Annotated in this window: 18 protein-coding genes; 6 read left to right on the top strand and 12 right to left on the bottom strand. The window is 50.4% G+C overall.

Annotated elements, in window-relative coordinates; translation table 11 throughout:
* Positions 1–11: 11 nt before the first annotated feature.
* A complete protein-coding gene (gene katG, locus L2097_RS08875) occupies positions 12–2,195 on the bottom strand; it encodes a catalase/peroxidase HPI (RefSeq protein ID WP_250352640.1) in 2,184 nt (727 codons plus the stop codon).
* A 321-nt stretch (positions 2,196–2,516) separates the two neighbouring features.
* Between katG and L2097_RS08870 the strand changes: the two genes are divergently transcribed.
* Positions 2,517–3,182, top strand: a complete 666-nt coding sequence (locus L2097_RS08870) for an HAD family hydrolase (protein ID WP_250352639.1) — start codon at positions 2,517–2,519, stop codon at positions 3,180–3,182.
* Positions 3,183–3,186: 4 nt separating this feature from the next.
* On the opposite strand, the gene phnE (L2097_RS08865) is transcribed toward L2097_RS08870, so the two are convergent.
* From phnE (L2097_RS08865) to phnC, 4 genes are all read right to left on the bottom strand, one after another.
* A complete protein-coding gene (gene phnE / locus L2097_RS08865; protein WP_142518852.1) occupies positions 3,187–4,068 on the bottom strand; it encodes a phosphonate ABC transporter, permease protein PhnE in 882 nt (293 codons plus the stop codon).
* Positions 4,065–4,934, bottom strand: a complete 870-nt coding sequence (gene phnE / locus L2097_RS08860; RefSeq protein ID WP_250352638.1) for a phosphonate ABC transporter, permease protein PhnE — start codon at positions 4,932–4,934, stop codon at positions 4,065–4,067. Before phnE (L2097_RS08860) ends, phnE (L2097_RS08865) begins: the two co-directional genes overlap by 4 nt.
* Positions 4,935–5,023: 89 nt before the next feature.
* Positions 5,024–5,965 (bottom strand): phosphonate ABC transporter substrate-binding protein, encoded by a 942-nt coding sequence (gene phnD, locus L2097_RS08855; RefSeq protein ID WP_085007358.1) that lies wholly within the window; start codon positions 5,963–5,965, stop codon positions 5,024–5,026.
* Between the two features lie 35 nt (positions 5,966–6,000).
* Positions 6,001–6,843, bottom strand: coding sequence for a phosphonate ABC transporter ATP-binding protein (phnC, locus tag L2097_RS08850; RefSeq protein ID WP_229222393.1), 843 nt, complete (start codon positions 6,841–6,843; stop codon positions 6,001–6,003).
* Between the two features lie 245 nt (positions 6,844–7,088).
* On the opposite strand from phnC, the gene L2097_RS08845 reads away from it, so the two are divergent.
* Entirely contained in the window at positions 7,089–7,307 is a 219-nt protein-coding gene (locus tag L2097_RS08845; RefSeq protein WP_250352637.1) for a DUF7661 family protein, read from the top strand.
* A 345-nt stretch (positions 7,308–7,652) separates the two neighbouring features.
* Here the strand turns inward: L2097_RS08845 and L2097_RS08840 are convergent, their stop codons facing one another.
* The 6 genes from L2097_RS08840 to L2097_RS08815 form a co-directional block, all read right to left on the bottom strand.
* A complete protein-coding gene (locus L2097_RS08840; protein ID WP_250352636.1) occupies positions 7,653–7,937 on the bottom strand; it encodes a hypothetical protein in 285 nt (94 codons plus the stop codon).
* Positions 7,938–8,183: 246 nt separating this feature from the next.
* Positions 8,184–8,873 carry a DUF2625 family protein gene (locus L2097_RS08835; protein ID WP_250352635.1) on the bottom strand — a complete coding sequence of 230 codons (690 nt, stop codon included), beginning with the start codon at positions 8,871–8,873 and terminating at the stop codon, positions 8,184–8,186.
* Between the two features lie 72 nt (positions 8,874–8,945).
* Positions 8,946–9,251, bottom strand: a complete 306-nt coding sequence (locus L2097_RS08830; protein ID WP_250352634.1) for a hypothetical protein — start codon at positions 9,249–9,251, stop codon at positions 8,946–8,948.
* A 278-nt stretch (positions 9,252–9,529) separates the two neighbouring features.
* Complete coding sequence (locus tag L2097_RS08825; RefSeq protein WP_250352633.1) at positions 9,530–9,886, bottom strand: DUF596 domain-containing protein; 357 nt, start codon at positions 9,884–9,886, stop codon at positions 9,530–9,532.
* Positions 9,887–10,097: 211 nt separating this feature from the next.
* Entirely contained in the window at positions 10,098–11,252 is a 1,155-nt protein-coding gene (locus L2097_RS08820; protein ID WP_250352632.1) for a hypothetical protein, read from the bottom strand.
* Between the two features lie 293 nt (positions 11,253–11,545).
* Positions 11,546–12,070 (bottom strand): hypothetical protein, encoded by a 525-nt coding sequence (locus L2097_RS08815; RefSeq protein WP_250352631.1) that lies wholly within the window; start codon positions 12,068–12,070, stop codon positions 11,546–11,548.
* A gap of 395 nt (positions 12,071–12,465) precedes the next feature.
* Between L2097_RS08815 and L2097_RS08810 the strand changes: the two genes are divergently transcribed.
* Complete coding sequence (locus L2097_RS08810; RefSeq protein ID WP_250352630.1) at positions 12,466–12,747, top strand: polymyxin B resistance protein pmrD; 282 nt, start codon at positions 12,466–12,468, stop codon at positions 12,745–12,747.
* Here L2097_RS08810 and L2097_RS08805 read toward each other — a convergent pair.
* Positions 12,737–13,213: a WbuC family cupin fold metalloprotein gene (locus tag L2097_RS08805; RefSeq protein WP_012884037.1), complete on the bottom strand. Its 477-nt coding sequence runs from the start codon at positions 13,211–13,213 to the stop codon at positions 12,737–12,739. The two genes, L2097_RS08810 and L2097_RS08805, sit on opposite strands and share 11 nt — an antisense overlap.
* Positions 13,214–13,733: 520 nt before the next feature.
* On the opposite strand from L2097_RS08805, the gene arsR reads away from it, so the two are divergent.
* Genes arsR through arsA form a run of 3 tightly spaced genes read left to right on the top strand, consistent with a single transcriptional unit; the run spans position 13,734 to position 16,263 of the window.
* A complete protein-coding gene (gene arsR / locus L2097_RS08800; RefSeq protein ID WP_047370763.1) occupies positions 13,734–14,084 on the top strand; it encodes an As(III)-sensing metalloregulatory transcriptional repressor ArsR in 351 nt (116 codons plus the stop codon).
* A 47-nt stretch (positions 14,085–14,131) separates the two neighbouring features.
* The gene (gene arsD / locus L2097_RS08795) at positions 14,132–14,494 is read left to right on the top strand and encodes an arsenite efflux transporter metallochaperone ArsD (RefSeq protein WP_047370762.1); all 363 of its coding nucleotides are present in this window, start codon (positions 14,132–14,134) and stop codon (positions 14,492–14,494) included.
* 17 nt (positions 14,495–14,511) lie between these two features.
* Entirely contained in the window at positions 14,512–16,263 is a 1,752-nt protein-coding gene (arsA, locus tag L2097_RS08790; protein ID WP_250352629.1) for an arsenite efflux transporter ATPase subunit ArsA, read from the top strand.
* Positions 16,264–16,297 lie beyond the last annotated feature (34 nt).

The following is a 16,297-nucleotide window of genomic DNA, read 5'->3' as shown; positions in this document are numbered from 1 at the left end:
GGTGATGTCGGTTATAGCAGGTCGAAACGGTCGAGGTTCATCACTTTCGTCCATGCGGCGACGAAGTCAGCGACAAACTTCTCTTTGGCATCATCGCTGGCGTACACCTCGGCAAGGGCACGCAGAATCGAGTTAGAACCAAAGATCAGGTCGGCACGGGTGGCGGTGTATTTCACTTCGCCGCTGGCCCGGTCACGGCCTTCAAACAGCTCCGCTTTCTCATCAACCGGTTTCCACGCGGTACGCATATCCAGCAGGTTGACGAAGAAATCGGTGCTGAGTACGCCAACGCGGTCGGTGAAGACGCCATGCTGGCTGCCGTCGTAGTTGGCGCCGAGCGCGCGCAGGCCACCCACCAGAACGGTCATCTCCGGCGCGGTCAGCGTCAGCTGTTGCGCTTTATCAATCAGCAGCGTTTCGGTCGGCATCTCATCTGCCACGCGACGGTAGTTGCGGAAACCGTCGGCCAACGGCTCCATCCATTTGAACGACTCCACGTCGGTCTGATCCTGACTGGCGTCAACGCGACCCGGCGTGAACGGCACGCTGATTTTCACGCCGGCATCGGCAGCCGCAAGCTCGATACCCACGCAACCTGCCAGCACAATAATGTCGGCCAGTGACGCTTTACCGGACGTCTGCTGAATACCCTGCAGTACCGGCAGTACTTTGACCGCGATGGCGTTTACTTCCCAGTCTTTCTGCGGCGCTAATGCCAGACGCGCGCCGTTGGCGCCGCCACGTTTGTCGCCGCCACGGAAAGTGGACGCTGACGCCCAGGCTACGGAAACCAGCTCGCTCACCGACAGACCCGATTCGGCAATTGCCGTTTTCAGGCTGGCAATGTCCAGATCGCTCGGTTTGTGAACGGCTGCAGGCAGCGGATCCTGCCAAATGAGGTCTTTGCTCGGCACTTCCGGACCAATGTAGCGAGATTTCGGCCCCATATCGCGGTGAGTCAGTTTGAACCAGGCGCGGGCGAAGGCTTCATTAAAGGCCTGCGGGTCGTTGAGGAAGCGACGGGAAATTTTCTCGAATTCAGGATCAAAACGCAGCGTCAGGTCCGTCACCAGCATCGTGGGTTTGCGTTTTTTCTCCGGGTGGAACGGGTCAGGAATGATGTCCGGCGCATCTTTCGCTTCAAACTGAATTGCCCCGGCCGGGCTGCGGGTCTGCACCCATTCGTATTTGAACAGGTTCTCGAAGAAGTAGTTGCTCCACTGGGTCGGCGTTTGTGTCCACACCACTTCAAGGCCTGAGGTGATGGCGTCAGCACCCGCACCGCTACCGTAGCTGCTGTGCCAGCCTAAGCCCTGAGATTCAATAGACGCCGCTTCCGGCTCGGCGCCAACGTGGTCGGCGGAGGCTGCGCCGTGGGTTTTACCCAGCGTATGACCGCCAGCAATCAGGGCGACAATCTCTTCATCGTTCATACCCATATTGCCAAAGGTGGCGCGAATCGCCGCACCGGCAGAAGTCGGTTCGCCGCTGGCGTTAGGGCCTTCCGGATTAACGTAAATTAACCCCATTTCGGTGGCGCCGATCGCCTGTTGGGCAAGGCTTTCCGGGTGGCGGTGCTCAAGCCAGTTTTTTTCATTCCCCCAGTTTACGTCGAGATCCGGTTCCCAGACATCTTCACGGCCTGCGCCGAAACCAAAGGTACGGAACCCGGCATTTTCCAGCGCCACGTTACCGGCAAGGATGATCAAATCACCCCAGGAGATCTTCTGCCCATATTTTTGTTTCACTGGCCACAGCAGGCGGCGCGCTTTGTCGAGACTCACGTTATCCGGCCAGGAGTTGAGCGGGGCGAAACGCTGTTGTCCGCGTCCTGAACCGCCACGTCCGTCAATGGTGCGATAGGTCCCGGCACTGTGCCAGGCCATACGAATGAACAGCCCGATATAGCTACCCCAGTCAGCAGGCCACCACTCCTGAGAGTCGGTCAGCACTTTTCTGATATCGGCTTTTAGCGCGGAGTAGTCGAGTTTTTTAAACTCTTCACGATAATTGAAGCTTTCACCCAGGGGATTGGAACGGTTGGAATGTTGATTAAGCAGGTCCACACGCAATTGCTCTGGCCACCAGTCACGGTTGGTGGTGACACTGCTTTTCTTCGCGGGTTTTGCGCCGCCTTCATGAAAAGGGCATTTGCCTGCGGAGGATTCCGGGGACGTATCTTCTGACATGCTCATATCTGGCTCCATTTGCATTAGTGAGTCTCGTTACGATATACACTGCTTCCAGTTAGAGGTATTTGAATGAATCTACAGATTTGATAGCCAATTCCTTTCTTATAAGCAACACAGTTTGTGGGTAATGAATAGAAAAACGGATCTTATTAACTCATCATTGATCAAGACCGTTACAAAGCGGTATTGCCCCGATCACAAGCGTGTGCCTGTTTTCGTAAAACCGCCATTTTTCAATGAATGAAATGTGCGGCGATCAACATCGGGGTGTCATATTTTTTTGTCAGGCTGTTGCGTCCAAAACGGACAAAAAAGGAAACCACGATGTCGCAAGCACTTTACGTGTTCGATCTGGACAATACGTTGATAGATGGCGATAGCAGCACCCTCTTTAGTCGTTTTCTGGTCCGCGAAGGGTATGTCAGCGACCCGGACTATTTGCAGCATGAAGAACGCCTGATGCTCGACTACGCGCGGGGGGAGATGGATCTCCACGAATATGTTGCGCTGATCATGTCTGCGCTCGTCGAACTCAGTCGTGATGATGTTGACCAACTGGTGGCGCGCTGCGTGCAGGCAGACATCCGCCCGCGTATTTATCCGCAGGCGCTTGCGCTTATCCGCGCATTGCAGGCGCAACATCAACCGATACTGATTATCTCGGCCTCCGTCAGCCTTCTGGTGAAGGCTATCGCGCCGGTGCTGGGTATCGAGCACGCCATTGGCATCGAGGTCAAAATGGATAATGACCGCTATACCGGCATCATTGACGGCACACCCAGCTATCAGGAGGGCAAAATTACCTGCCTTCACCATTGGCTGGCGGCGCAACCGCAGTACGCGGGTCCGCTGACGTTTTACACCGATTCAATCAATGATCTACCCCTGTGCCTGCGTGCCGACGAGGTCTTTCTGGTCAATCCATGTCCCCAACTGGCCGCGCAGGGAGAACAGCGCCGCTGGCCGGTATTGAACTGGCGACTGGACTAAACCGCTACGGCGCTTTATAGAGCGGAACCGGTTTGCCAGTGATATAGCGGCGTCGCAGCCAGGCGGATGCCGCATCCATCGCCATTACGACAGCCACCAGAATCAGGGTGATGAACATCACCACATCCCAGTTCCACAGGCGCATATTTTCGGCATAAATCAGGCCGATGCCGCCCGCGCCGACAAAGCCCAGTACCGCCGCCGACCGGGTATTCGATTCAATTTGATAGAGGCTGAGCGACAGAAAGGTCGGAAATGACTGAGTGAAGGTGCTAAAGCGGTGTTTTTGTAAACCGCTGGCGCCCACCGCCGTCAGCCCGCGCCCCGGTGAGCGGTCCACCGCCTCGTGGTTTTCCGCATACAAACGCCCCAGCAATCCCGTGTCCTGCATGATGATCGCCAGCACCCCGGCCAGAGGGCCAAGTCCCACCGCTCTGACAAAGATAAGTCCCCAGATAGCCATATCAATACCGCGCAGCACGTCGAACAGACGACGCATCAAAAATGCCACTGCCCCGGCAACACCGCCTCGCATAATGTTACGTGCGGCAAAGAAAGAGAGGAGTAGCGCGATAAAGGTGGCCGTCAGCGTGCCGGCAAATACAATGGCGAGCGTAAGGGCAATCTGGGTGAAGTAGTAGCGAAACGGCCAGTGCATAAAGTCCTGCCAGACAAACATCCGCAGAATGTAACGGCCAATTTGCCTCATGCCGTCCAGTGCCTGATCGAGCGGGATGCCAAAGCGGGTAAAAAACCAGAGGTAATAAAGCACTCCCGCCAGGGCAATCAGACCCAGACGGCGTAAATAACGCCCCTGTGCCTGGAACAACGCCTTATGCTGCTGACGACTGAGTGCCACATCGGGTACGGCCTGCCAGTGACTCATTTTCCCCCCTCCAGAACCCACTGGCGCAGACGGCCAGACAGGGTATCCAGTGCCGCGACGACAATAATAATCAGCAGTAGCGTGATGCTGACCTGATCGTAGCGGTCGAGTTTGATATTGGTCATCAGCTCCTGGCCGATGCCCCCTGCGCCCACCAGACCGAGAATCGTGGAGGAGCGGAAGTTGATCTCAAGGCGCATAAACCCATAGGAGAGAAAAAGGGGTTTTACCTGTGGCCACAGGGCGAAGCGGATACGCTGAAAATGGCTCGCACCACAGGCGGCCAGACCACGCACAGGCCGGTCGTTTGCGCTTTCAATCGCTTCGTAGAAGAGCTTGGTCAGACTACCGACGGTATGCAGCATGAGCGCCAGAAAACCGGGGATCGCGCCAATGCCAAAGGCCATCACAAAAATAACCGCCCACGCCAGTTCTGGCATAGTCCTTAAAAAGGCCACCAGCGCACGGATACCAAAACGCACCAGCGGCGGCGACCAGGTGTTTCCTGCCGCCAGAAAGGCGAGTGCCGTTGCCGCGACAAACGATACCAGCGTGGCCGCCAGCGCCAGTTGCAGGGTTTCCCAGATAAGCGGGAGCTGTATAGGCAGACGATAGCCCCAGTAAGCCAGTGACCCACTGGTGTGGCTGTCGGCAAAGAGTGTGGATACATGCAGCGTCGGCACGGTTTCCAGCATGTAGTCGAAGAAATTCGGCAGTGAATGCCAGATGGTATTCAGGTTAAATTCGGCGGCGTTTCCGGCGGCAAAATAGAGTATAAGTAACACCAGCGACCAGGCGACCGTGTCACGTTTCTGGCGCATTCTGATGTTCTGGTAATACTGCTCAAACGACGTATTCGTGTTCATGGCTAACCGGTCTTAGGCGGATACAACACTCGAACAAAAGCCCCGGGCGTTCAGCCTGGGGCTATTTTTTCAAAGCAAGTGGTCGTGAATTAACGTGCTGTCACCAGCTCACGTTTCATATCAATAATCTGTTTAAAATCGTCCACGCTGCCAGGACCGATATGCTGTGTGCCGCCCATCGCTTTGACGAAGCAGGCGTGGTTATCGGTATCGAGTTTTTTGATGGCGCTAACGACTTTGGTTTTGAAGTCAGCCGGCAGGCTGTTGCTGACCAGAATAGGGCCGTTTGGGATCAGCGGTGATTTCCAGATAATGCGGATCTGCTTCATCAGATCCGGATGATCCATACGAATCAGACGGTTAAATGCGCCCACGGTGTAGCCAGCGTTATAGTCGCCGACCATAGAAGTCCAGGTCACTGCGCCCGCAAACTGGTTGTTCAGCACGCCCAGGATGTCCTGCTCGTGGCCGCCGGAGAAGGTGACGCTGGAGAAGAAGTTGTTGTATTTGTTATCAGCATTACCGCCGAACTGCTGTTTGAACGTCTGGTTCGGGATCAGGAAGCCCGAAGTGGAATCCGGATCTGCAAAGCCGAACGGTTTGCCTTTCAGGTCTTCCAGTTTTTGATAAGGGCTGTCTGCTTTGACGATAACCACTGAATAATAACCGCGCGACTGGTCTTTATCGTCCACGGCGAGACCCACAATATCTACCGCTTTCGGGTTGTTGATATAGACCGAAGCATACGATGAAGGCGACATGCTCAGCACCACGTCGACTTTGCCGCCCAACAAGCCCTGAATAACGCCAGAGTAGTCCGACGAGTTACGCAATTTGGTGTCGACGCCCAGTTCCTTGTCCAGAAAATCTTTAACGCACTGGTTATCGCCAATTTGCTGGGTGGCGTTCTGCCCGCCGAGGATACCCAGATTTAATTCCTTCGGTTGTTCAGCCGCGCTTACCTGCCACGCCAGCAGAAGACCTGTCATCAATGCCGATAAACGGAATGCGCCTGCAATATGCTTTTTCATTGTCATTGCCTGTGTCGTCTCAATTGAAGGAAGAATTAATGCAACTGACTTATTTCATCACCATAAAGAACGAGCAAAACGTCCTGCGTCAACGCAGAAGGGTGATCATCAAAAACAATCCGTCCCTGCGAAATGCCGATAACGCGCGTGCAGTATTCCTTGACCAGTTCCACGGAATGCAGGTTTACCATCACGCTGATGCCTTGCTCACTCACTTCTCGTAACACGCGCATAATGCGCTGCGTATTTTTGGGATCCAGCGAGGCGACGGGTTCATCCGCCAGTAAAATCGAGGGGTTCTGAATTAACGCCCGACAAATTGCCACGCGTTGCATTTGGCCGCCGGAAAGGGTTTCAGCACGTTGCAGCGCGTGCGGCAGCATGTTGAGCCACTCCAGCAGCGCAATCGCTTTTGCCCTGTCTTCGGCGGTGAAAACTTTGAACAACGACTTGAAGGTTGAGGTCTGGCTGAGCCTGCCCAGCAGCACATTGGTCAGCACGTCGAGGCGCGGCACCAGACAAAAGTCCTGAAAAATCATCCCGCACTGGCTGCGCCACTGACTGAGTTCGCGGCCCTTAAGGCGGGAAACGTCACGTGGCGTGCCCACGTCCGGGAAGCTCAGGATCTCGCCGGATGTGGCGCTGTGTGTTCCGTTAAGCACGTGCAGCAGGGTGGATTTACCGGCACCGGAACGGCCAATCACGCCGACCATCTCACCGCTGTGCAGATCAAAGCTGATGTCCTGCAGCACGGTCTGATGGCTGTTGTAGGATTTGCTTAAATTTTTGACGCTCAACACCTTGTGCAGCGGGGCGCTGTGTAAGTGATGCGACGAGGGGGCGAGGGTGTCCGGAAGTTCTGCCAGTGCACTGTTCATGTGTCATCCAGATTTATCACGAGAATGCCCAACATTAAGGGTATCGCGTGTGATCGTTTTATGATGAAACAGAGAACAAATAATGAACGGGAGAAAAAACGTCCTGGGTGTAAAGCTATTGAAAAAGCATAAAAACGATAAGGTCGTTATGGGTGAGGGGATGACATTTTGCATCTGTTGACGAAGTAATCATTATGAGTTGAATATACCATCCCCGTGACACAATTCCTGAAAGGGGTCTGATAGTGCTCATCTACAACGTTTTTGGACGACATATTGGGGTCAAGCGTGAAGGTGGTCGCTGGCTGGTATTCCGCGCAGACCTGACGGAACGAAAATTCTCCCGGCTTTACGACATTGCTATTCCGGACAATATGACAGAAGGCGAGATAATGGGCTGGCTGGGCGACATTTTCCATGAAGCAGCAACAGAGCGTCATCCTGATGTGAAACGTATCGAATAAGGAACTGTCAGTTACACGCTCCTCACTACAATGGAGTGTATCACTAGTCCATCAATATCCGTTCCTGGCACACAGGGAACGTTCTGAACTTTCCGCCCACAGTCTGACGGGGCGCCAATTCAATCCATTGACCACTTTTCAGGAATACGGAACCAGAGATGGCCATACCGTAACCAGTCAGCTCCACTTTCTTCCGGAACAGGGCCATTTTGGTCATTTGCCGTGCCCCCGGACAGCCCTGTTATTCTGCCCATCAGCGATGATGATTATCGCCTCTCGTGCTGAATGCGAGATATTTGAACGGCAGCTATGAGTGGGAAGTGGAAATTAGCTCAGCTTTGGCATTCAAAATGGATATTTTTCCGATAAAAATCTCATTATTGCTGAGACGTTTTTTAAATTATGACTAACCAGACTGTGCTGCGAATGAGCAAGCCTTAATATTTCGTAGTCTTCTGCCAGTTGACCTATATCTAATTGATTCGGCTCATTATGTAGGTCAAAAAGGGATTCCGATGGGATATTCCAATAAAAATCTTCATCTAGCGTAACACTATCCATGCCACGCCGTTTCATTTCAAGGAATATTGTATTGACGATTTTTTCAAGAAAACTGAGTTCAATTTGCATATTTAGTCCTTAAAATTTTGGTTTTTATTTATTTTCTGGGGGACAGTCTTAGCCTCACAACCAAATTTGTATTCATCGCTTTTATAATTTTGACTTACTGTTTTGCGCTGTGCCCCATTGATACGAATGTAATAATATCAGCAATGTCCGCCTCTGGCACAAACCTGCCCCAACGCAGGGGTTAAAGGGCAGCTCTGAGCAAGAATCGGGCGCATGTCAGGTATTACATATATCGTGTTGATTTAATCAGCGAGGAAGTAAATCGTTGCTCTGTATGCCGGTTAATTGATGTCGTAAATCCAGGCATAGTGCCCAGTGTTCTTCAACAGGCACAGTAACCCGCGAACGCTGTTCTATAGACAACTGCGGTTCGGTCCAGAGAAAGGGATAGAAGGAGTAAACTACGTCACAATTAATTGAAGTCGTTTCTTCGCGCCAACCTGTCCAGCGTACGTTTTTATAGAATAACCCCAAATCTCCACAAAGTGCCCAATGCAGAAAACCTGAATAGTTGGTATTGAGACTCTCCCATTCGAGAGTATCCGGTGCGAGATAATATACCCCGCCGGGGTCTTTACCTAATCCTCCCCCGTTAAGTGCAAAAAAACCTCCGGATGCATCATCGGCAATTAACAATGCCTGAAATGTCAGATCAGCTGTTACCAACTGCGTCCATGAAGCTAGAGCCCGCGGCAATCTGGTGTGACCAGAGCCTAAAATCCGCAACCAACCATTATCAATGAGTATTCCTCCCGTTTCATATGCAATAGCACCAAGCGGAGAGAAAGTAGTTATCTGAAGCTGATGTAAATCAGCGCGTGCTTGCGCCAGGTTACAAGGGAGCACTTCATAGTTATTGATTGCTTCTTGCAGCCATTCTTTAACTGTATGCCAGCCAGATCTCTGCTGATCGATTAATTCTGCTAGTTCCCTCATCCTTTATCCTCATTCACACTACGCTGCTTTACTTCATTAATCGGACGCTCAACCGATAACATGAGCATGAAATCAGAGCATCTGGTCGGCAACGTCCGCACTGAGCGAAGAGCAGACATTGATATGTGGTCTGTGCTTCGTGGATTGCTCTTGCTTTACTGGCGGGAGAGATATCCTCGCCTCCGAAATCAGTTTTTCCACTGCTTCCAGAGGGATATTCTCTTCGTAGCAGGTCAAAAAGAATTCGTGAGAAACGTCAGAATAGAAAACCTCAGCAATTTGCCGTAAAGGAGATGTCTCGCTGACAGATAATTCCAGAAACATGCCATCACGTAATACGTCGCTTCCACGACTCAGTTCAAATTTAATTTTAGACATATTATCCGAATTCCTTCTTTTCAACGACGCAAAACATTTTGCATTGATGATATCAAAACAATTTGGTCAGGATACAGCGGGATAATATTTCGATCACGTTAGTCTCAACTGACCCTGACAAATTTTATGTCCCACGCGTCAAGGGCAATTATTCCGGTCAGTTCACCTGTAGCTGCCCCTGCAAAATACAGCGCCGCAGCCCCGGCCAGCACAGTGTATCGCGGCAGTTGCGGTGGTGATCATTCATGTCGATGCAATTGCCATGAAGGCAATAACATTTAAGTCCACTCCAGTGAACCATCCTCGAGTACCCAAACTGCTCCCCCCGGACATGCCTCATCAAAGAACCAGATACCATCCTCCATCTCGGATTCTGTCAGGGGGAACGCCCGTCTGAAACGTTCAACCTGCTCCTCAACACTTCCTTCAAGGAACTTACCGTGCTTGGCAAGTCTAATTCGTCCATCATTCAAAAGCCGTTTTAATACCAAAAAAAATAATTCTCTTCGTTCACTAAAACTAAAGCCAGGTGGGCAGGGATCTGGTTCTGCATAACATAAAACTGCATCAAGAGTTTGGCCCTCAGCCGCATCTGCAAGTTCCTTATATTCCTTTTCACTTAGCTCACTAATCATTTAAATTTAATCTCCACACGCGTATACTTATTCCCTAATTCATTGAATTTTTCACTATTCCGTATATCAATAGTCCAACTGACCTGTTCCCCTTTATTTAACAAAGGATGATTTTGGTCACGTCCGCCCTTGGCACTGAGCTGACTGCCAGATTAAGTCTGGCCCTGCGCCACACCTATGTCAGGCCAAATCTGAGCTAATACAAATAAAGTTATCGTCTGACGTTCGCTGAAAGAGTCTCATCCTGTGCCAGTAAAGTAATCACATCACCGGCTATTTCTGGTCTGATACCAGGCGTTTTATTAGTCGCATACGCTGCAACGGATAATGGGCTCCAGTCATGCACTACAGCGATGCGTTTAACCTCCTCGATAACCTTAAACGCATCGTTTTCTAAAGCCAGTCCTAAACGAGCTGTATCCAGATAAATACGCTGAACTCCAGAGATATGCGCGAACTTTTTAAGTTCTGCGGTAATAATTCGCTGCGCTTCCACACCGATTGACGAGCCTCCTTCAACGACCCCTGTCAACCCAACAAGCTTACCCCCATCACTACGAGTATTGTCATCTTTGACTCTGGGAAGCGGCACTAAGACCTTCAACTCTACATCCTGCTGAAGTAACTCAAGCAGTTCGGGCAAAAGCTCAGTTTTTATGACACCTTTTAAAGCAACTGCTCTTTTAGCTAGAGTGACAGGGGACTGTCCCAACCGCGCCGACATAGAAATAAGGCAACTCGCGATTATGAAAATATCGCTTTCCCCTATCAAAGGGGCACACTCGGCCCGGAAAGATTGCTCGTCACGAAGTGTAGGATTTACTTTTTCAGGCTTCCTAATTTTTGAATTCGGCTGCTTCTTGCTATATCCACGCAAAGTATCCTGTGCATTTCGGGTTAGTATGCTGATGCTATTAAGCAGATCCTCACCGCCCTCAAGGTTGGCAACCATTTTCTGCATATTTTCGAGCCTGCCAAGCATCTCGGGATTAGCATTACCCGAAGCTATCTTCTCGCTGATGTCATTAAGATTCCTCAGAACACCAGTAACAATCTGCGATGGAGCAGGATCTGAGGCTTTCAGTTCATGGCTTTTTTTGATTTCTTTCTCCATAAACTGGAGCACCTGCTTCCAGTCGGTTTGTACACCGGCTTTAAGGGTCTGAAGATTAAGAATAACGATGCGAAGACTTTCACATTTAGCTAATGGAATAGGTTCACCATTCTGTTTACCTACTTTCAGCCAATGAACTAAGGAGACGAAGTCAGCTTTAGCCGTCGTAGCAAGTCCATTGATAACGCGCTGCCGTGCTTCAGGTGTAGAGAGGTTTGTTCTCTGCGCTGGCAGACGATCATTTTTGTGCACTATTGGCCTCTTCATATCGTATATCTCAACTCGGCTCCATCATCAATACACCCACGTCCGGATTCCAGAATTCAATCAATCCCTTTTACATATCATCTTTTAAGGTAGTGATGCCCGCTGCGCCATCAAAGTATTGTTATATTTTACTCGCAAAGATGATTCTTCAACTTCTGCTCCTGGCACAAACCTGCCATTGATAGCGCCATTAGAGGCAAAAGTTATAAATTGCCTCTATTAATGACCGTGATGCCAAAAATACGGCACGAAGGCTGGCTTTTGGGCACCAAATTTAATTAAGCCAACCATCCTGTAGCGGAAAGGTAGTCTCTTGATTGGGAGTTTGTGAAGTCCATCATTTTACTCAATATAATGACAGGGTCGGTACCTTTTGCTTTCTCCGTATTGTAAATCTGCATCCGCTGCGCATCGATTTTCGATGCGTTCAAGTAAAACTGACTCTTGTAATCATCTCCAACTTTTTCTCCGGTGGAAGCCAGTTTGACGTCTTCCATCCTGTTGGTTTTTATCGAGTCACTCAGGTCATAGCAGATATCGCTGCGACTGTAAGCCATATCATACGCGAGTCTTTCTGCATCCTGTGAGCTGGCTTGTGCATAGCGTAAAATGTCTTCCTGTACCGTAGTCCTCGATTGTGTTGCGCCATTGCTCATGGTTGAAGCTTGCGCCTTGTCTGACAACATAGCGTTTAGGTTATCGGTCGCTTTTGCCATCAGATTTTTGAAATCCTGTTGCTGCTCTGTTTTTCTGCCGATGGTGTTCAATAGCGAAGCCGTACTTCCAATTCCTTGAATTGCCATTTTCTCTTCCTTCAGTTAGTAAGCCCTCCCATTTTAGTAATTACAATGTGCAGCCATGTGACGAATAGCGGGTGAATTAGCATCCATTTCTTCTGTGTGGGTACTGCGGGGTTGTTGATATTTAGGGGGTGACAAGAATCAGATATGACCCGCTCCAGACGATTCAACTTACCGGCGGGCATACAGTTATTGCTCTTGCACTGCTACCCGCATTAAACAGGTTAAGTACCATGTTATCCGCAGGCATTGCCCCACCCATTTGGTCCTTGTCGTTATCCTCTCCATCAACCTCCAATAATATTTTCAGTTGTCCTGGCTCACGTAGTTAACCCATACCATTATCATTTCAGCACGTTATGCTAATCTTCCCATTAGATACTGCGAAATGAATATTTATGGGGTGGCTGGTGATTGATGTTATTTATCTGGGTGAAGCGAGTCGCTATATGCTCATTCTTCATGCCGGAACATTAAAAATGATGTCTGAGGTCACCTCTAAATCCCTCATACAGCCAGGCGATATTCTTTACACCGTCAGTGATGCCATGTATCTGATAAATAAAAATGAGAATCAGCGTCTGAAGATCACCAGTGCCTCTGCATTTTCGGCCACACAGTGGTGTTTTTTGAAAAAATCATGCAAAAGCACTCCGCTCAAAGCAAAAATTACAGGGTAAAACCACCATCACCCACTTGCGCCAGTGCATACCATTTCATCAACTCAGCCGTTCCCGGCTCGTTTTCGGCGGGTGCCCATGGGGCCATATCTTGCTCAGCTACTGGCTGGTAACCCCCGTGTTTGACCTCAAAAATAACGCCTCCTTTATCCATCGACAACACTGCATGCCAGGTCCCAGCATCCATTTCCAGCACCTTGCAGTCTTCACCTAACACAACGCGGTGGGTCACGTTGCCTTCGTCATCAAAATTCAAAACCAAAAAGCGTCCGATGAGGGAGGTCAGCAGCTCAAACGTGTGCGGGTGGCGGTGAGGGCGAACATAGGTACCCGGTTCCATAGCGATAGCCAGGCGCTGAACAGGATCGCTTAATTCAGGGTGGAGATTACGATGAGCACGTAAGCGAGGGGAATTTTCAGCCTGTTCGCTTTGTTCTTGTAGATCACTGAACGTAATTTGTTTCATATTAGCCTTTGTGAATGTAGGTCGCTCACAGGAACCCGGATGCCGTGAGGTTTTATGCTATCAATATCTTTTTAATCATTAGCGTTTCAACTTTCCAAAGCAGAAACAGGATTTGTTACTTTTACTGAAAATAGTTTATCAATTTTTCGCCTGTGTATCAGATCATTCATTGCATGGTGTCAACGGGGTATGTTCTGCTCTTCGGTGAAAATTACATATTATCGATAGTAATGCCCGCTTTTGGCACGAAAGAGTCGATCAAGGGGCAGACATGTCTGCTCAGAGCAAGGAGCAGACGTAGAAGATACTTTTTGTTCCCACGTTACAATTCACGGGGCGAGTATCGTTGGTTAAATTTTGACTTACGGGTTCGTACGAGGTCTTTTCCATGGCCGGAGATCTTCATGAGAACCATGTCATATTTTCTCTAACAGATACATTAATGCATTCGAATTGGCGTATGTATTATTGATTTTATCCTGCCGGAGACTACCATGTGCCTAAATGAGAAGGAGGAATAATGTCTCTGACTGCCCTGCAGCTTTTCAAAAACCTGTCCGATGAAACTCGTTTGAGTATCGTCCTGCTGCTCAGTGAAATGGGCGAACTTTGCGTATGCGATCTTTGCACGGCGCTGGAACAGTCACAACCCAAGATCTCCCGTCACCTGGCAATGCTTCGAGAAAGTGGTCTATTGCTGGATCGCAAGCAGGGAAAATGGGTTCACTATCGCCTGTCTCCGCATATTCCTTCCTGGGCCGCCCGGGTGATTGAGCAGGCCTGGTTAAGCCAACAGTACGAGATACAGGCCATCGCCCGTAAGCTGGCATCGGCAAACTGCTCTGGTAGCGGTAAAGCTGTTTGTATCTAAAAAATTTGCCTGAACATATATGATTTTTCAAATGTGAGGTATTCAGAATGAAAACGTTAACGGTGTTTGACCCGGCAATGTGCTGCAGTACCGGCGTATGTGGCTCAGATGTCGATCAGGTTCTGGTTGATTTCTCTGCTGACGTGCAGTGGCTGAAAGGTCGCGGCGTACAGGTTGAACGTTACAACCTGGCGCAGCAGCCCATGAGCTTTGTTCAGAACGAGAAAGCGAAAGCATTCCTCGAAGCATCCGGAGCAGAAGGGCTTCCGCTACTGCTGCTGGACGGCGAAACGGTGATGGCAGGGCGATACCCAAAACGCGCTGAGCTGGCTCGCTGGTTCGGTATTCCGCTGGAGAAGGTAGGGTTGGCTACCACCAGATGCTGTGGTGGTAATACTTCCTGTTGCTGAATATGTCAGGAGGACACATGAAATTCTTACAGAACATCCCGACTTACCTGTTTTTTACCGGCAAGGGAGGCGTAGGAAAAACGTCTATTTCCTGCGCGACAGCTATCCACTTTGCCGAACAGGGTAAGCGGGTTTTGCTGGTTAGTACCGATCCAGCCTCCAATGTCGGCCAGGTATTCGATCAGGCTATCGGTAACACGATACGTCCTGTGGCAGCAGTTCCCGGACTTTCGGCACTGGAGATCGACCCACAGGAAGCCGCGCAGCAATACCGCGCCAGAATCGTTGATCCTGTCAAAGGTCTTCTGCCTGATGACGTTGTTAACGGTATTATCGAGCAGCTTTCAGGGGCCTGTACGACTGAGATTGCGGCGTTCGATGAGTTCACCGGCTTATTGACAGACGCCTCTCTGCTGACCCGCTTTGATCACATTATTTTTGATACAGCGCCCACGGGCCACACGATTCGCCTTCTCCAGCTTCCCGGTGCCTGGAGTAGCTTCATTGAGAGTAACCCGGATGGTGCTTCCTGCCTTGGCCCAATGGCCGGGCTGGAAAAGCAGCGTGAGCAGTATGCTCATGCAGTAGAGGTGTTATCCGATCCTGAACGTACCCGCCTGGTTCTGGTTGCACGACTGCAAAAATCAACGCTGCAGGAAGTTTCCCGCACTCATGAAGAACTGGCTGCAATTGGCCTGAAAAACCAGTACCTGATTATTAATGGTGTGCTGCCTGCAGTCGAAGCTGAACATGACGCCCTGGCCGCTGTGATATGGCAACGGGAGCAGGAAGCACAGGCAAATCTTCCCGCCGGTTTATCTGAGCTACCGACAGATACCTTATTACTGCAACCAATCAACATGGTTGGCGTGTCTGCATTGAAGGGACTACTGGACACCCGTTCTGGGGCATTACCGCTCCCTGCAACGAACGTCCTGTACACGTCTGAAAACTTATCGCTTTCTGATCTGGTCGATGACATCGCTCGCAGTGAACACGGCCTGATTATGCTGATGGGCAAAGGTGGCGTAGGGAAAACCACGATGGCTGCTGCCATCGCCGTAAGGCTGGCGGATAGGGGATTTGATGTCCATCTCACCACCTCAGATCCCGCTGCACATCTCAGTACCACACTGAATGGTTGTCTGAATAACCTGCAAGTCAGCAGGATTAATCCACACGAAGAAACCGAACGCTATCGCCAGCATGTCCTTGAGACGAAGGGGAGAGGGCTGGACGAAGCAGGAAAACGGCTACTGGAAGAGGATTTACGCTCTCCCTGTACTGAGGAAATTGCCGTGTTTCAGGCTTTTTCCCGGGTGATTCGTGAAGCAGGTAAGCGGTTTGTTGTTATGGATACGGCCCCTACGGGACACACGCTGTTGCTGCTGGATGCGACCGGGGCTTACCACCGCGAAATTGCAAAAAAAATGGGGAATAAAGGTCATTTCACTACCCCAATGATGCAGCTTCAGGACCCGGATAGGACCAAAGTTCTGCTGGTTACGCTTCCTGAAACCACACCGGTGCTGGAAGCGGCAAACCTGCAGGCTGACCTTGAAAGAGCGGGGATTCACCCGTGGGGCTGGATTATCAATAACAGCCTTTCCATTGCGGATACGCGTTCTCCGTTGCTTTGCCAGCGCGCCCGGCAGGAACTGTCTCAGATTGAAGCTGTTAAGCATCAGCATGCTGACCGTATAGCGCTTGTTCCGTTACTGGCATCAGAGCCTGCCGGTATTGAAAAGCTCAGAGCGTTGATGCGTTAATTTTTGGGTATATACAGGGCGGCGGTACCGCTCT

Origin of the sequence: Citrobacter sp. MNAZ 1397 (assembly GCF_023613995.1) — a bacterium.
GTDB classification, from domain to species: domain Bacteria; phylum Pseudomonadota; class Gammaproteobacteria; order Enterobacterales; family Enterobacteriaceae; genus Phytobacter; species Phytobacter ursingii.
This window is presented reverse-complemented; position numbering and strand designations above follow the sequence as displayed.

Coding starts and splice junctions, on each gene's coding strand:
- katG (WP_250352640.1), bottom strand. CDS start 2,195: ATGAGCATGTCAGAAGATACGTCCCCGGAATCCTCCGCAGGCAAATGC.
- L2097_RS08870 (WP_250352639.1), top strand. CDS start 2,517: ATGTCGCAAGCACTTTACGTGTTCGATCTGGACAATACGTTGATAGAT.
- phnE (WP_142518852.1), bottom strand. CDS start 4,068: ATGAGTCACTGGCAGGCCGTACCCGATGTGGCACTCAGTCGTCAGCAG.
- phnE (WP_250352638.1), bottom strand. CDS start 4,934: ATGAACACGAATACGTCGTTTGAGCAGTATTACCAGAACATCAGAATG.
- phnD (WP_085007358.1), bottom strand. CDS start 5,965: ATGAAAAAGCATATTGCAGGCGCATTCCGTTTATCGGCATTGATGACA.
- phnC (WP_229222393.1), bottom strand. CDS start 6,843: ATGAACAGTGCACTGGCAGAACTTCCGGACACCCTCGCCCCCTCGTCG.
- L2097_RS08840 (WP_250352636.1), bottom strand. CDS start 7,937: ATGCAAATTGAACTCAGTTTTCTTGAAAAAATCGTCAATACAATATTC.
- L2097_RS08835 (WP_250352635.1), bottom strand. CDS start 8,873: ATGAGGGAACTAGCAGAATTAATCGATCAGCAGAGATCTGGCTGGCAT.
- L2097_RS08830 (WP_250352634.1), bottom strand. CDS start 9,251: ATGTCTAAAATTAAATTTGAACTGAGTCGTGGAAGCGACGTATTACGT.
- L2097_RS08825 (WP_250352633.1), bottom strand. CDS start 9,886: ATGATTAGTGAGCTAAGTGAAAAGGAATATAAGGAACTTGCAGATGCG.
- L2097_RS08815 (WP_250352631.1), bottom strand. CDS start 12,070: ATGGCAATTCAAGGAATTGGAAGTACGGCTTCGCTATTGAACACCATC.
- L2097_RS08810 (WP_250352630.1), top strand. CDS start 12,466: ATGGGGTGGCTGGTGATTGATGTTATTTATCTGGGTGAAGCGAGTCGC.
- L2097_RS08805 (WP_012884037.1), bottom strand. CDS start 13,213: ATGAAACAAATTACGTTCAGTGATCTACAAGAACAAAGCGAACAGGCT.
- arsR (WP_047370763.1), top strand. CDS start 13,734: ATGTCTCTGACTGCCCTGCAGCTTTTCAAAAACCTGTCCGATGAAACT.
- arsD (WP_047370762.1), top strand. CDS start 14,132: ATGAAAACGTTAACGGTGTTTGACCCGGCAATGTGCTGCAGTACCGGC.
- arsA (WP_250352629.1), top strand. CDS start 14,512: ATGAAATTCTTACAGAACATCCCGACTTACCTGTTTTTTACCGGCAAG.